Genomic DNA, 15,616 nt, shown 5'->3' on the forward strand with positions numbered 1-15,616 from the left:
AAGGTGGACTGCTATTTTTATAAAAGCGATGCGCAGTTTACTGTTTCAGGATCTTCACACTCTTCTTTGTTCCATCTTTACGCTCGATCGTAACAATGTAAACACCTGGCGTCAGATGACTGATCGCGATCGTATTGCCCGGACTCTTTACATTCATGACCACACGTCCATTGATCGCATAAATACCCAGCGTCTTCACCTTGTCATTACCACGGATATACAGCTGATCATGCACCGGATTCGGCGTCAGTGACACAATATTATCTTCTACTACTTTCGTGTTTTGCACCGCTAATCTCGCAGTCGATACACTCGTGATCGTGAAATAATTCAGGTTAAATCCACCGGTACCGGTAGCAATACCAATACTGTATGCACCCGCTGGTAATGTCACGGTATGTGATACATTACCCCAGGTCTGCCAGCCGCCGGTATTCGGAATAGTAACCGATCCCAGTTGCGTAGCACCGCCGTCTTTTTCAAGTCGCAGCGTCATATTGCTGTTCGGACTCGCTACGCGATAATCAAAACGATAAGTACCGGCAGCAGGAATATTCACGTCATAAGACATCCAGTCGCCGGCATCGATCCAGCCTACGTTTTGTCCACCGCCTGCATCAGTCGTAGCTTCTACGTCCACGCCTGCCATGTAGGTATAACTTTCTGCCTGTATCACGGTAGAAAAGCTGCTGCTATTGGTTTCTACCTTTAAAGAAGAGGTGGAATCATTCCAGTTATTGGCTACCAGACAAGAGTTATCTGCTGTCACTGCCAATGTTGCACCACCAAAATTGTCGTGTTTGTAAAGGGTGACCTTATAACCGGAAGTCACTTTCAGTGAAGAGATATCATCATTGAGAATACCCAGCGCATTCAGCTGACTAAGCGTGTAGGTACCGGTTGACAGATTAACCGCATAACCGGCATAGTTACAGTCTTTGTATACTGTTACAGGACCTGTCTGTGTCTGTCCTGCATAACCACCGATGGTAATAGTTGCTCTGATAGGAGAGGATGCATTGACGGTGGAGGAATGATCATATACATCATCATAACAGAACGCATACGTCAGACTGTTTAAGCTGATATCACTACGATGCCAGAATTTGCAATACCAGTTGTAAGGAGACGTCTGATAATACTTCGATGCCGTCGCAAGGTCCTGCGTAACGCCGGTAGCCAGGTTCAGGTCAATCGCATGACGGTTGATCGCCGCACAGATCTGTGCCTGAACAACCTTATCCCATTGTCCGCCGGTAGCCATGACGCCACTACCTTCCATCACTTCGATGTTGGTAGGTTTGCGGGAAATAGTGCCGATCTGTCCATCAGAGGCCCTGGTGAAAGTAAATACATTGCCGGATACACGGCCACTCCAGGTGCCTGCATCGCCCGCATTGAATACCAGATTGCCATTCTGATACTTCGACCAGATCGCATCTACATAAGAGCCAAAGTAATTGGCCTGTGCGCCGCTCTGAAAAGCAGGCGTCTTTGATGGAAACTTGATAATTGTGTTGGTCGCATCGTAACAGCCTGCGAATTCCGCAGGGGCGGTGGATTGCCACAGCGACAGGATCTGACTGTGCGGAATAAATTCTCCCACTTTCTTGTAGAAGCCCGCATTACCCCATACTTCCAGTCCCATAGGATACTGATAACCATCCACACGGGTCGTATTCGCCCAGAGTCCATTAGCTGCATTGGTCAGCTCAATGTTCTCAAAACGGATACCCTGGTTGGGATCAGAAGGATTGGCCAGGTCCGGAGCTGCATATCCACTCGGTGCTCCCGATGCGCCAAAGAAATACAGGAACAACTGTGAATTGAAAGAGATCAGGATACGACAACCTGCAATACCCGGAATGTTGATCGTCTTGTTAGGGATCTCGCTCAGGCGTGCAAAACAATTAGCATATCGTCCGTTACCGCCGGGTCCCTGGTTGCCATTGATCACAGGCCCCTGTACGGTGTTGTTGGATACGCTCATAAGATTCACTGCACCAGTTTTGGGATTGATCCATACGTGGTTGTCATTGATAATACCTACCACTGCCACATACACATTCGCGTCGGCATACGCAGAATTGTTGGACAAGGTGAAAGGGACCGTAGTTTGTGCCTGCACACTGCTTTGTAACGAAAGCGTTAATGCCAGCAACAGAACCAGATGGGTACAATGTACCCTGACGAGGGAAAAGAAAGGTCTGATTTTCATAGATGATGGATTTTTTGTTTAACAAAAAAAGAGCTACCCGACGTTGGAAATAAATGATATGGTGGCATAACAGGCCAGGAATGCATTATTCAGGCTGTATGCGGCTGCAGGAGATGGGTTACGATAGGCAATCGTGATAGGATTACAGCACAAAGATAGGAAGGATCGGGGAGAAAGTATAATTATTGCTTATATATTCAGTAGGTTTGCAGTATAAATACTATACCTTGAAACAGTTCTTTTTTATCCCTCTATTGTTGATCGTCTCCCTTTTACATGCACAGGAGATCAGCTTCAGCGGAAACTGTGGCCCTTCCGGTAAAACCAGCTATCCTCCTGCGACAAGAATGAAACATTATCCTTTCAACGAGGAGTCTGAAGTCCGCCTGATATCTTTCGACGGACTCGTTGAAATATCAGACAGAGACACATTTAAGGTCCGCAGTATGGACCCTGTACTACTGGGTGATCCAGCTCCCCCGGCAGATACTATAAAGGAAAACTTACGCCTGACACAATCACAGGTTGATACACTCACGAACATACTCTTTAACTATGGATATGGCACACACCGGCCTAAAAGTACAAGTGTTGTAGACTGTTTTGACCCGCGTAATGCTATCCTCTTTTTCGATAAAAATGGTAAAGCACTGGCATATATCGCCATCTGTTATCAATGCCGGAAAGCATCAGTGAGTAATGAAAGAATTATAATAGGGGATGCCTGTCTGGATAAACTGCAATTACTCAAAAAATTCTTTAAAGAGGGAGGTATAAAATACGGTGTAGAATAAGTTATTTACTCTTCATCACCTTCTTACCCTTCTCTTCCGGCACGGTAGACTCGCGTACGATCAGCCGCGTAGACAACTGTACCGTCGGCGCTTTCTTGATAGTATAATCATTCTTCACCTTCGCCCGCATCTCCTGTAACAACATTTCCGCTGCCGTACGGCCGATCTCTGAAGTCGGCTGCGCAACAGTCGTCAGTCCCGGATGTACCAGCCCCGCAGAAAAGTCATTACTAAACCCCACAATAGCAATATCCTCCGGTATCCGCAGTCCCTTCGCCTTGACCACTTCCATCGCCGCAATAGCCGTCGGATCATTGATTGCAAATAAGGCATCAGGTGGTGTATCCAGTTCCAGGAAATGCTTCATATAGATCTTCACCTTTTCTGTTGTCAGATCATAAGACAACATCAGATCAGGATTATGCGCAATACCATGTTTCTTAAGGGCATCGAGATAACCCTGTCTGCGTAAACGTGTATTCACCAGTGATTCCGGCCCTGCCAGGTGTGCAATTCTTTTTCTGCCAATAAGGATCAGGTGTTCCACTGCCTGAAACGCCGCCTCATAGTCATTCACAATCACATTGGGCACATTCATATCTTCCGGCACGCGGTTGAAGAATACCAGGGGTACACCCCTGCGCTGTGCAAGTGTGAAATGATCAAAGTTGCGTGTCTCTTTGGTATGCGATACAATGATGCCGTCTACACGATAGGAGAGCAGCAGCTTCATATTTGAGACTTCCGACTCATATGATTCATTCTGCTGACAGATCACCACATTATATCCCGCTGCCTGCATCACATCCTGTACGCCGACAATCACCGAAGGGAAATAGGTAGACATAAACTCCGGTACCATAATGCCGATCGTATTCGTATTGTGTTTGCTAAAACCCAATGCCAGTGAATTACGCTGGTATTCCATACTCGCAGCCAGTTCCATGACCGCTTTACGGGTGTGTTCCTTCACATTGGGATGCCCCGTTAATGCACGGGATACCGTCGATTTAGAGATGTTCAGTTGCCGGGCAATATCGATGATCGTAATGTACTTTGCTTTCATACGTGGAAGTTTTTCAGTCGCTGGGAATATAAAAGTAAGACTTTGGGAACTATCCCAAAGAATTGGGACCGTTCCCATGAAAAAAACTTGTAAAAATGTTTTGTCTCATCAATTTGTTTGTGAAAATTTGAAGCAGTTTAGCATTCCATGTTACATATATCCGCCGGTATTCAAGGCATTCAGATGATAGCGTATTCAACCCGGCTTTAACACCAATTACCACAGTTATGAAAAAACGTTTATTCCAATTATTGGGAATTTTCCCAATACTGCTCATCCCCATACTTTGTTTTTCGCAGCAGCTGACGGTGAAGGGCAGGGTCACCAGCGCTGATAACGGGGAGGCGTTACCTGGCGTTACCGTCAGAGTAAAAGGCGCCGCTACCGGAGCCGTAACGGGTCCTGATGGCAGTTACACCTTACAACTAAAACAAGCCGCCGGCTCCCTGGTATTTACATTTACCGGCTATGCTACACAGGAAGTAGCCGTAGATGGAAAAAGCCAGCTGGACGTGGTACTGCAATCAGGTAAAAAAGACCTGGATGAAGTCGTGGTAGTAGGATATGGTACGCAGCAGAAAGCCAACGTCGCAGGTTCCATCACTTCAGTAAAAACTGCCGATCTCAAACAAACGCCTATCTCCAACGTTGTGCAGGGCTTACAGGGCCGTGTATCAGGTGTCCAGATCACGCAGAACTCCGCTGCGCCTGGTGGCAACATCAGTATGCGTATCAGAGGTGTCAACTCCATCAACGGTACCTCCGAACCGCTTTACGTCGTAGACGGGGTGCAGCTCTCTAACTCCGGTGGCGTAAATGATATCAGCTCCCTGTCTATTATCAATCCCAATGATATTGAATCTGTCGCCGTATTGAAAGACGCTTCCGCAACAGCCATCTATGGTGCGCGTGGTGCAAACGGTGTGGTACTGATCACAACCAAAAGGGGAAAGTCCGGTAAGACGGTCGTAAGCTATGACGGCTATTACGGTGTACAGCGCACAACCAAACGGATGGACATGATGAACGCCGCCGAATTTGCCGCACTTGAAAACGAGATCTATAAAACGAATGTATACGAAAACCCCGCTGCATTAGGCGAAGGGGTAGACTGGCAGGATAAAATATTCCGCGATGCGCCCATGCAGAATCACCAGGTAACAATTGCCGGCGGTTCTGACAGAACACAGTTCGCCATGTCAGGCAACTATTTCAAACAGGATGGGATCATGCTCAGCTCTGACTTTACCCGCTATTCCTTCCGTCTGAATTTTGACCACCGGGTCAGTAATTTATTGCGGGTAGGAGCCAGTATGTTCACCAGTTATGTAGTCAACAATACCGTGCCTGCCGGCTCCACCAGTATAGACGCAGGCGCCGTAACGGGTAGTATGCTGGGTGCCGCAATGGGCGCCCCGCCAACATTGGAGCCTTACCGGCCGGATGGTACGATTTTTCCCTTCGGGGATCAGATGAATGGGAGATACCGGGAGGTGGTCAATCCCATCGGACTGTCCATGATCCTGAACAGGGATAAGATCAACCGTACATTAGGAAATATCTACGCAGAGATCACTCCATTCAAAGGACTGACCTATCGCGCTAATTTCAATCCGGTATTATCCGGTACACTGGCCGATTACTATTCTCCGCGTTCGATCATGAATACAGGTGATCTCGCGGGTGGTGGCGGTTCCGCATCAAAGACGAATTCTAACAACGTTGTCTTACTCCATGAAAGCATTGTTACCTACGAAACGCGTATCGCCAAAGAACACGCCCTGAAAGTAACAGGTGTATTCGCCACACAGAGCAATAATTCGAATTCCAATACCATCAACGCCAGCAAGTTCCCCAACGATGCCACGGCTAACGAAGCCGTGCAACTGGCCACAGAAAGAACAGTCAGCAGCAGCCGCTCCAAAGACAGACTCGACTCCTATATGGGTCGTATCAATTACGGCTTTCGCGATAAATACCTGCTGGACCTGATCGCCCGTGTAGATGGTTCTACGAAGTTCGGCTCCAACAATAAATACGGTTTCTTTCCCGCTGCCGCTATCGCCTGGCGTGCTTCGGAAGAACCTTTTATGAAAGGTATGTCCGGTATCAGTAACCTGAAACTCAGATTCAGCTACGGTCTCACCGGTAATGCCGGCGCCATCGACGCTTATAAATCGCTTTCACTGCAGGGTACTTCTGGTCTTTACTACTTCGATCACAATCCCGTTATCGGTATCCGCCCAACGGGTATCGCCAACCGTGACCTGAAATGGGAACGCTCCTTACAGGCCGATTTTGGATTTGACCTCGGTCTCTTTAATGACCGGGTAAACGTAACAGCAGATATCTATCACAAGAAAACAGATGATCTCTTATTTGTAAAGATACTCCCCGGCTCATCCGGCTATAGTGAAGTAACCGGCAACTTCGCCAGTATGGAAAATAAAGGCCTCGAGTTTTCTATGGACGCTGTCATACTGGATAAAGCCGTGAAATGGTCAGTAGCTGGTAATATCTCCTTCAACAGAAATAAACTCCTCTCACTGGCAGATGGTCTTTCAGAATACTCCGTCAGCAACTATCAGGTCATGCAGGTCGGACAACCACTCGCCTTATTCAAAACCTATGTCTTTGACGGTATTTATCAAACGGGAGAAACCGTACTCGAAGGCTCCGGTAGCCGTATCGGTGGTGTGAAAGTACGTGACCTCAACAAAGATGGTGTCATCAGCGCGGGTGACCAGACCATCGTCGGTAACGCCAATCCGTCTTTCATCTATGGGTTCTCTACTAATCTGAATTATAAAAATTTCGACTTAAGCGCATTCTTCTCCGGTGTACAGGGCAACAAAGTATACAACCTGATCCGCTATACCTTCGAAAATCCATTAGGCGGCAGGAATATGTACAAGTCGCTGGTCAACCGCTGGTCGCCTGATAATCCCAGCAACGAATACGTCAGCGGTTTTCAGGGTGGCAGATTGCCTTTGAGTGATCGTTTTATGGAAGACGGTTCTTTCCTTCGCTGTAAAAATATCACCCTTGGTTATCGCCTGCCAAAGATCAGTCACATCAGTTCCGCAAGGGTATATGTCAGCGCCAACAACCTGTTTACCCTGACCAACTATTCTGGCTACGATCCGGAAGTGAATACCTTCGGTAACTCCAATAAACAGATAGGGGTAGATAACCTGGTGTACCCTACCGCCCGTTCATTCCTGCTTGGTTTGCAGGTTGCATTCTGATCTCATCTTAAACTATCTGACATGAAAAAAATACTCCCATATAGCTTGATTCTTTTGACGTTGATCTGTTCCTGCAGTAAACTGGAAGAAACACCTTATTCATCGATCTATACTGATAATTTCTATAAAACAGCAGAGGATGCAGAAGCTGCATTAGCGTCTGTTTATACTGAACTGGCAGACCTGTATTCCGGTCCCTCCGCATTGATCGTACCTGATTTCAGTGCCGACCAGATCTATCCAAGACCGGTAGTCGGCAGAGATACCTACACCTTGTTCAGTTTTGATCCGCAGTATAGCGCCGCAGCCAGTTACAGTCGTACGAACGAATCGCCTGTAGATATCTGGAATAACTGTTATTCCGGTATTGAAAATGCTAATTGGTTGCTGCTAAAGTTACCGCAGACAAACATGAGCAATGAAACCCGTAAACGGCAGATCTTCGGGGAAGCTTACTTCATGCGGGCTTTCTATCACTGGTTCCTGGCAAAGAACTTTGGTGAGATCGTGATCAGAACAAAACCCAGCCAGACCATCGAAGATGCCTATGTTGGAAAAAGTGTAAAAGCAGATATCTATAAACAGATCTATGCAGATCTCGATTCCGCAGAAGCCGCATTACCTGCCTATAGCAATTCCCTGGCAAAAGGCCGCCCCTGTAAAGAAGCCGCCGCTGCACTCCATGCTAAAGCTGCTTTATACGGAGAAGACTGGGCAATGGCTTTAAAGGAAGCAAAAGTAGTGCTGGCGAGTGCCTCCGGTGTCGGTTTACTGGACAATGTACTGGATGTATACGATGTGACAAAGGAAGATGCCGCCAGAAGAGAAAACCTCTGGGCCTTTGAAGCAGAGTCTATCGTCAACGGTCGGAGCTCTCAGATCATGAGTCTGTACGGTCCGCCAAACAGTGCGGCACCGGCATATGGAGCTACTTCCTACGGCTCTGCTTTCGCTTACCAGTCTTTCTTCGATTCATTTGATCCGAAAGACAAACGCCGCCAGCTCATGGATACCAATTACACCAATAAACAGGGCGTGATCATCCACCAGTCGGCCATCACGCCTATCACCAAACAGGGTGTGCTGGTCAGGAAGTATGCAGATAAGAATTCAATAGGAGGTAGTCACGCTACCAATATTCCGATCCTGCGCATGGCAGATGTATACCTGATCGCTGCGGAAGCAGAAGCAAGAATAAATGGCGGATCTGCCACTGCTTATCAGTATATTAATGTTGTCAGAACCCGGGCCGGGCTCGACGGACTAACAGAAGGGCTGGGCAAAGAAGACTTCATCGCCGCCGTATTACAGGAACGCAGCTGGGAGCTGTATGCAGAAGGTGATCGCTGGTATGATCTGAGCCGTACCAATACCTTCCGTCAGGTAGTGCCACCGGTAGTCAATGATGTGTATAAGACGCGTAGTCCGCAGCCACGTAACCAGTATTTCCCCATCCCTCAGAACGAAGTAAATGCCAATAACCTGCTGGAACAGAATCCGGCGTGGAAATAAACAGTTAATCGTAAACAAAGCGATATGCGATTGAAAGGAATATTATACAGCATGGCTTTGCTATTGTTCGTGCAGACCGTCACCGCGCAACTGCGCCTGCGGAATGAAAAACTACAACTGGAATGGACAAAGCAGAAAGATGGATACCAGTTATCAGCTATCCGCACAGATGGAAAGACCCTGCTCAACCCATCCGGCAAATATTTGCTGCTCTATAGTGCGGATAAACCAGACAGTATACCTGACCTGCAACTGGCCAATACACATCCGGGTGGTTTCTCCCTGGCCGACTATCGCTACCTGGTAAAGAACTGGGAAGACAATCTCCGCCCGGTGAATATGAATACGGCCGGTATACCGCTTCATTTCTATCCTGAACAGGTAGAGCAAACAGCTGCCGGAGAACTGGTCTTTACCCACAAAGACAGTTATGGAGAATATAAAGCCAGCTGGCAACTCGATCAACAGTTTCAACATGATATCTTAGTCAATATCACTTTTACCGCTAAAAAAGCCGGTTACTACGCCATCGCTACCCCCACACTGGCCACCGCTAAACAGGATGCGCCTGAGTTTGGGATGATACCCGGCTTCTTCCAGAGCGCCATCGTACAACCTGACCTGGTACTCAGCTATGGTTACGGACAAGGCATTCCCAATAAACCAGTCATTTTCCGCGAACGCACTGCCAGTACTTTGAGTCCGCTGATCACGACACAAGGCATCACCATGGCTGTCATTCCCGCACCCGGTTCCAGCCGTGATCCCTGGGAAAAGGACCATTACACGCACCAGCAATGGAAACTGGGACTGTCCGTGATGAACCGGGAAGGCCGCTTTACGCCGGTCGCCTATCACCCCGTCCTGGGAGAAATGGATTCTTATATGCAGTCCGGAGAACAACGGACCTTCTCTTTCCGGTATACGATCCAGGCGGCAGACTGGTACACCGTGTACCAGCATGCGGTGAACGACGTTTATCACTTTGCAGACTTCCTCAAACTGAAGACGACCCGGCAATCACTCTCCGACAGGATCATGTCGATCCTGCACTATCTCGGAGACGACAGCACCTCCATGTGGAAGACCTTTGACTACAAAGGCCTGAAAATAGGTGCGCAGTCCTATCTCGGCGGTGTGGTCGGCTCCGGAGGGGATGCCATGAAAAACTCCGATTACGGCGCTATGTGGATGCTGGCTACCATCACCGGAGATACTACTTTACTGCACCAGCGTCTGCCCGCAGCCCGTAATTTTAAACTCGTACAGCAACAGGCGGAACCCGGCTTTTTCCAGGGCGCTGCCGTAGGACAATATTACCTCTGGAAAAAACAGCGTTTTACGGAGGAATGGGGCACTTATGTGGAGCCGGTGGCACTCACCTACTACACCATGCTGGATATCGGGAATATCCTCCTCTTTCAGCCCAAAGACGAGGCACTGAGAGAACGCCTTAGACTGGGCGCTGATAAATTGCTGGAATGGCAGCATCCGGATGGTCAATGGGAAGTGGGATATGACGGCAGCAGCACAAAGGCTGTTTTTACGGATATCCCGGACCTGCGGCCGACTTTCTACGGACTGCTCGTTGCCTACCGTATCCTGCAGGATGATAAGTACCTGACGGCTGCCAGGAAAGGGGCAGACTGGCTGATCCGGGAAGGCGTCCGTAAAGGTAGTTTCCTCGGCGTATGCGGGGATGCGCGTTTTGTGGCCGACTTCGCCACTGGTCAGACGGTACAGGCGCTGCTTGACCTCTATGAAAGCTGTGGTGATGAAAAGTATAAAGCTGCTGCAATCACGGCTGCAAGAATTTATACGGCTTCCATCTACACACATCCGATCCCTTCCACAGAAAGTAAAATGGTTAATGGACAGCAATGGGCAGACTGGCAGATCAGCCAGGCAGGACTCAGTTTTGAACACGGTGGTAGTCTGGGATCGGCTAATGCACACGGTCCGATCATGCTGGCCAGTCATGCCGGTATGTTCGTCCGCCTGTTCGCCCTCACACATGATTCACTCTTTATCAATATGGCGCGAGCCGCTGTACTGGGTCGCGACGCTTTTGTTGACACAGAAACGAGTGTAGCTTCCTACTACTGGCGGACCATGAATAAAGGCGCAGGCCCTTATCCGCATCATGCCTGGTGGCAGGTAGGACTGCTGACCGACTATCTGGTGTCAGAAGTTGCGCTCCGCAGTAATAACGGGATCAGTTTCCCGAAAGGATTCGTCACACCCAAGGTGGGGCCGCATGCCTGTTACGGATTCGCCTCTGGTCAGTTATTTGGTAAAGCGGTCAACCTGTATATGCCCGATGGATGGTTGAAAGTAAATAATCCGCTGGTCGATTATCTCAGTGCAAAGAGCCCATCCGGAAAAGAAACATATATCCTGCTGCTCAACAATGATGATACGCCACAACAGACAACGGTCACTATCAACAATGGTAAAACGCCGCTTGTGAAAGCACAGCAGGTAAAACTGCTCAATGCAGATGGAAGCGTTGAAGATGAAAAACTATCTGGTCAGCAATGGTCGGTGAACATACCGCCATATGGCCTGAAAATAATTGCACTCAGCTTATGATGAAATCAGCGATAGATACTACGGTTATATTCATTTTTTCAGCCTTCGTACTGATCATAGGATTGCTGTTTGCCCGTACCGGCAGAAATATGAAATCTTTCTTTGCCGGTGGCGAAGCAGTCCCCTGGTTTATTGGTGGCCTCTCTCTTTTTATGAGCTTCTTTTCTGCGGGCACTTTTGTCGCCTGGGGTAGTATCGCTTATAAGTATGGGTTCGTATCCGTTACAATACAATGGACCATGTGCCTCGGGGGCATTATCACCGCCTTCCTGCTGGCGCCCCGCTGGAAACGTACAGGTACTTTGACAGCGGCAGAATTTATTCGCCAGCGACTGGGTACACCGGTGCAGAAATTTTATGTCAATATCTTCCTGCTGGTCTCCCTGTTCAATAAAGGCGCCGTATTATATCCCGTAGCAAAACTGGTCAGCGTATCACTGGGTTTCCCATTGACCACCTGTACCATCGTGCTGGGTTTGATGATGATCGCGTATACGGCTATCGGTGGTTTGTGGGCCGTGATGGTGACGGACATTCTGCAGTTCGTGATCCTTACAGCAGCTGTACTGATGGTATTGCCTTTATCACTCGATGCCGCAGGTGGCTGGGCAAAGTTCACACAACAGGTACCCGCTGATTTCTTCAATATCATCAACGGTGAATACTCCATCGGTTTCATTCTTGCCTTTGCGTTATACCATATCAGCTACATCGGTGGTAACTGGACCTTTGTACAGCGTTACACGAGTGTAGATTCTCCGAAATCAGCGAAGAAAGTAGCCTTTTTATTTGCGGCATTATACCTGATTAGTCCGGTGATATGGATGCTGCCACCCATGATCTATCGGAGTATCGATCCGGCATTGACAGGACTGAATACAGAGAATGCCTATTTGCAGGTCTGCCGCTTAGTATTGCCTCCCGGACTCATGGGACTCATGCTGACAGGTATGTACTTCTCTACATCCGCCACTGCAAATACTACCCTGAACGTCACATCCGCCGTGATCACCAATGATATCTATAAGGCATTGATCAATCCAGCCGCCAGCGACCGGCAGCTGATAAGAGTAGCACGCCTCTCCGGTTTATTACTGGGAATCGGGATGATCGGTGTTGCCTTACTCGTGCCCGCAGCAGGTGGGATGATTGAAGTCGTACTTAGCATCGCCGCTATTACCGGTGGTCCGTCACTCCTGCCACCCTTGTGGGCATTGTTTTCAAAGAAACTGACCGGCAAAGCGGCATATATCATCTCAGGTGTAAGTCTGCTGATTAACCTCGTGTTTAAACTGCTGGTACCGGTACTGACTACACTAAAACTAAGCCGTTCAGAAGAGATGCTGTTAGGTGTAGGATTGCCATTCATGTTATTGCTGCTCTATGAATTTGTCATCGCACCTGAAGAAGCAGCAAAGGAATACCTGGCGTACCGCGTCTTTCGCGCACAACAGCAGGATGAAGCAGCGGCACAATCCGCAGCAGAAAAAGAAGCCATTCGTAAACAAAATCTTTTTGGATTGCGCGTGATCGCATTCTCACTCGCATTTACCGCCTTATTGCTCTACGTATTGAGTATACTGGCTTCCAGCGGTAATCTGCTGGTGGCATTGATCGCAAGCGCCATCCTGCTGGCAGCCATTATTCCGCTGCGTGCGGTATGGAAGATGCGTAAACAAACCGGATACATGCTACAAAATAACCTTCCCGTAGAAGCGCGTGATGCTCACCATCACCTGAAAAACAGGGAATCAAAAAACGAAGCTTATGATGAAAGAACAAGGCAGTGAAGGAAGACAGTTAAAGACGCTCCGCTATGAAACCGATCTGATTGTTACCGGTGGCGGACTGGCAGGTGTTTGTTGTGCAATTACCGCTGCCCGTGCTGGCATAAAGGTCATATTGGTACAGGACAGGCCCGTACTGGGTGGTAACTCCTCCAGCGAAGTAAGGCTCTGGGTATTAGGTGCTACTTCACACATGGGCAATAATAACCGCTGGGCCCGCGAAGGCGGTGTCGTGGATGAGATCATGACAGAAAATATCTGGCGTAATCCTGATGGTAATCCGCTTATCTACGATACGATCTTACTGGAGAAAGTGACCAGCGAACCCAATATCAGCTTGTTGCTGAATACCGCCGTATTCGAAGTAAAGAAAAGATCAGCTGATACCATTGAAGGGGTAATGGCCTTCTGTAGTCAGAATAGTACCCTGTATGAATTGAATGCACCACTGTTTTGCGATGCTTCCGGAGATGGGATTGTCGCCTTTCTCGCAGGCGCTGCCTTTCGCATGGGTGCAGAAAGTGAAGGCGAGTTTGGAGAGCAGTTTGCACCTACCGCTGAATATGGCGAACTGTTAGGACACTCCCTGTATTTCTACACAAAAGATACCGGGCGTCCAACCACCTTTGTACCACCGGCCTATGCGTTGAAAGATATTACTGCAATCCCCCGTTACAGACGTATCAACAGTCAGGATCAGGGTTGTCAGTTCTGGTGGATAGAATACGGCGGCCGGCTGGATACCGTACACGATACAGAAACCATTAAGTGGGAACTCTGGAAAGTCGTATATGGGATCTGGAATCACATCAAGAATTCCGGCTTATTTCCTGAAGCTGATACCATGACCCTGGAATGGGTGGGACAGATACCTGGTAAACGCGAAAGCAGACGTTTTGAAGGAGATTATATGCTGCGTCAACAGGATATTGTACTGCAGAATACACACGCTGATGCCGTCGCCTACGGCGGATGGTCGATCGACCTGCATCCTGCAGATGGTATCTTCAGTGAAAAGCCTGCCTGTAATCAATGGCACAGCAAAGGCGTTTATCAGATCCCTTACAGATGTCTCTATAGCCATAACGTTAGTAACCTGTTCCTGGCAGGTCGTATTATCAGTGCGTCTCACGTCGCTTTTGGCTCCAGCAGGGTAATGGGTACCAGCGCCTGTGGCGCGCAGGCCGTTGGTATGGCAGCTGCCTTGTGTCGTGCGCATAATATGCATCCGCGTGATTTATTACAGGAAGAGCGGTTAAAGGAGTTACAAACGGCATTGACCAGAACAGGGCAGTACATTCCGCAGCTGAACGTGTACGATGAACAGGACCTGGTGCATGATGCGGTCATTACTGCCAGCAGTGAATATGTATTGCGTAGTTTAAAAGCAGATGGAGACTATATCTCCCTGGATGCTTCCATGGCCCAGTTACTGCCACTAAAAGCAGGGCATATCCCCCCGTTAACTGTTTATGCAGATGTAAAGGAAGCAACGGTTTTACAGGTCTCCCTGCGTACCAGTAGCCGTCAGTCTCATCATACACCTGATGTGATTTTGCAGGAACTATCTCTTCCGCTGAAGCCGGGACAGCAGGCAGTTTTTGTATCTTTAGATACATTTCTCCCTGAAGATCATTACGTATTCGTCTGCTTTATGCAAAATGAAAATATCCGTTTGCGGAGCAGCAGTGATCGGGTCAGTGGCATTCTCACCGTATTCAATAAAACAAATCCTGCTGTATCCAATTATGGCGCACAAACGCCTCCGGAGGATATAGGCGTGGAAGCCTTTGAATTCTGGTGCCCGGAACGTCGTCCTGCGGGTAAAAATCTCGCGATCGACATACCCGGAGGGATTGCGCTGTTTAGTGCGGCTAACGTGCGGAACGGCATCAATCGTCCCACTTTTCAGCCGAATATCTGGCTGGCGGATAGCACGGACAGCGACCCGCGACTGACGCTGAACTGGCCGGAAAAAAAGACCATACGCGAGATAGAGCTGGTATTTGATACTGACTTTGACCATCCGATGGAAAACGTGATCTATCATCACCCGGAAAGAGCCATGCCGTTTTGTGTAAATGCATTTGTGATCTGTAACGACCGGAACGAAGCTATCATACGGGTAGATGATAATCACCATTCGCTGCAACGTATTGTGCTGCCGGAGCCGGTGATCACCAGCAAACTGACCATCCACCTGAAAGGGACGCATGGGAATACGCCGGCCGGATTATTTGCTGTAAGGTGTTATTAGGTGAACATCCTTATCAGCAGGGAATCCCGGTCAATTCCTTCGATTATACCGTCATTATTCCGTTACTACGCCGGGATCTATCCGCTCCGGAGCGAAGCACATCCGGCGTAATAGCGGCCAACCAACGGTATAGTACGGAGAC

General features: G+C 48.5%; 8 protein-coding genes. 6 read left to right on the forward strand and 2 right to left on the reverse strand.

The window, feature by feature from the left end; all coding sequences use genetic code 11:
* Positions 1-37 precede the first annotated feature (37 nt).
* Positions 38-2,218 carry a beta-1,3-glucanase family protein gene (locus BMZ72_RS31860; RefSeq protein ID WP_089814773.1) on the reverse strand — a complete coding sequence of 727 codons (2,181 nt, stop codon included), beginning with the start codon at positions 2,216-2,218 and terminating at the stop codon, positions 38-40.
* A gap of 227 nt (positions 2,219-2,445) precedes the next feature.
* Between BMZ72_RS31860 and BMZ72_RS31865 the strand changes: the two genes are divergently transcribed.
* On the forward strand, positions 2,446-3,012 hold the full coding sequence (locus tag BMZ72_RS31865) for a hypothetical protein (RefSeq protein WP_143087839.1): 567 nt from the start codon (positions 2,446-2,448) through the stop codon (positions 3,010-3,012).
* A gap of 1 nt (position 3,013) precedes the next feature.
* On the opposite strand, the gene BMZ72_RS31870 is transcribed toward BMZ72_RS31865, so the two are convergent.
* Positions 3,014-4,078, reverse strand: coding sequence for a LacI family DNA-binding transcriptional regulator (locus BMZ72_RS31870; RefSeq protein ID WP_089814776.1), 1,065 nt, complete (start codon positions 4,076-4,078; stop codon positions 3,014-3,016).
* 227 nt (positions 4,079-4,305) lie between these two features.
* Between BMZ72_RS31870 and BMZ72_RS31875 the strand changes: the two genes are divergently transcribed.
* From BMZ72_RS31875 to BMZ72_RS31895, 5 genes are read left to right on the forward strand one after another with little or no spacing between them, the layout of a single operon-like run.
* Positions 4,306-7,326, forward strand: coding sequence for a SusC/RagA family TonB-linked outer membrane protein (locus BMZ72_RS31875; protein ID WP_089814778.1), 3,021 nt, complete (start codon positions 4,306-4,308; stop codon positions 7,324-7,326).
* Positions 7,327-7,347: 21 nt separating this feature from the next.
* Positions 7,348-8,838 (forward strand): RagB/SusD family nutrient uptake outer membrane protein, encoded by a 1,491-nt coding sequence (locus BMZ72_RS31880; protein ID WP_089814780.1) that lies wholly within the window; start codon positions 7,348-7,350, stop codon positions 8,836-8,838.
* Between the two features lie 24 nt (positions 8,839-8,862).
* The gene (locus BMZ72_RS31885; RefSeq protein ID WP_089814781.1) at positions 8,863-11,430 is read left to right on the forward strand and encodes a glycerophosphoryl diester phosphodiesterase; all 2,568 of its coding nucleotides are present in this window, start codon (positions 8,863-8,865) and stop codon (positions 11,428-11,430) included.
* Complete coding sequence (locus BMZ72_RS31890; RefSeq protein ID WP_089814783.1) at positions 11,427-13,220, forward strand: sodium:solute symporter family protein; 1,794 nt, start codon at positions 11,427-11,429, stop codon at positions 13,218-13,220. The genes BMZ72_RS31885 and BMZ72_RS31890 overlap by 4 nt, the downstream gene beginning before the upstream one ends.
* Positions 13,198-15,474 carry an FAD-dependent oxidoreductase gene (locus BMZ72_RS31895; RefSeq protein ID WP_089814785.1) on the forward strand — a complete coding sequence of 759 codons (2,277 nt, stop codon included), beginning with the start codon at positions 13,198-13,200 and terminating at the stop codon, positions 15,472-15,474. Before BMZ72_RS31890 ends, BMZ72_RS31895 begins: the two co-directional genes overlap by 23 nt.
* Positions 15,475-15,616: the final 142 nt, after the last annotated feature.

Origin of the sequence: Chitinophaga sp. YR627 (assembly GCF_900114995.1) — a bacterium.
Taxonomy (GTDB): domain Bacteria; phylum Bacteroidota; class Bacteroidia; order Chitinophagales; family Chitinophagaceae; genus Chitinophaga.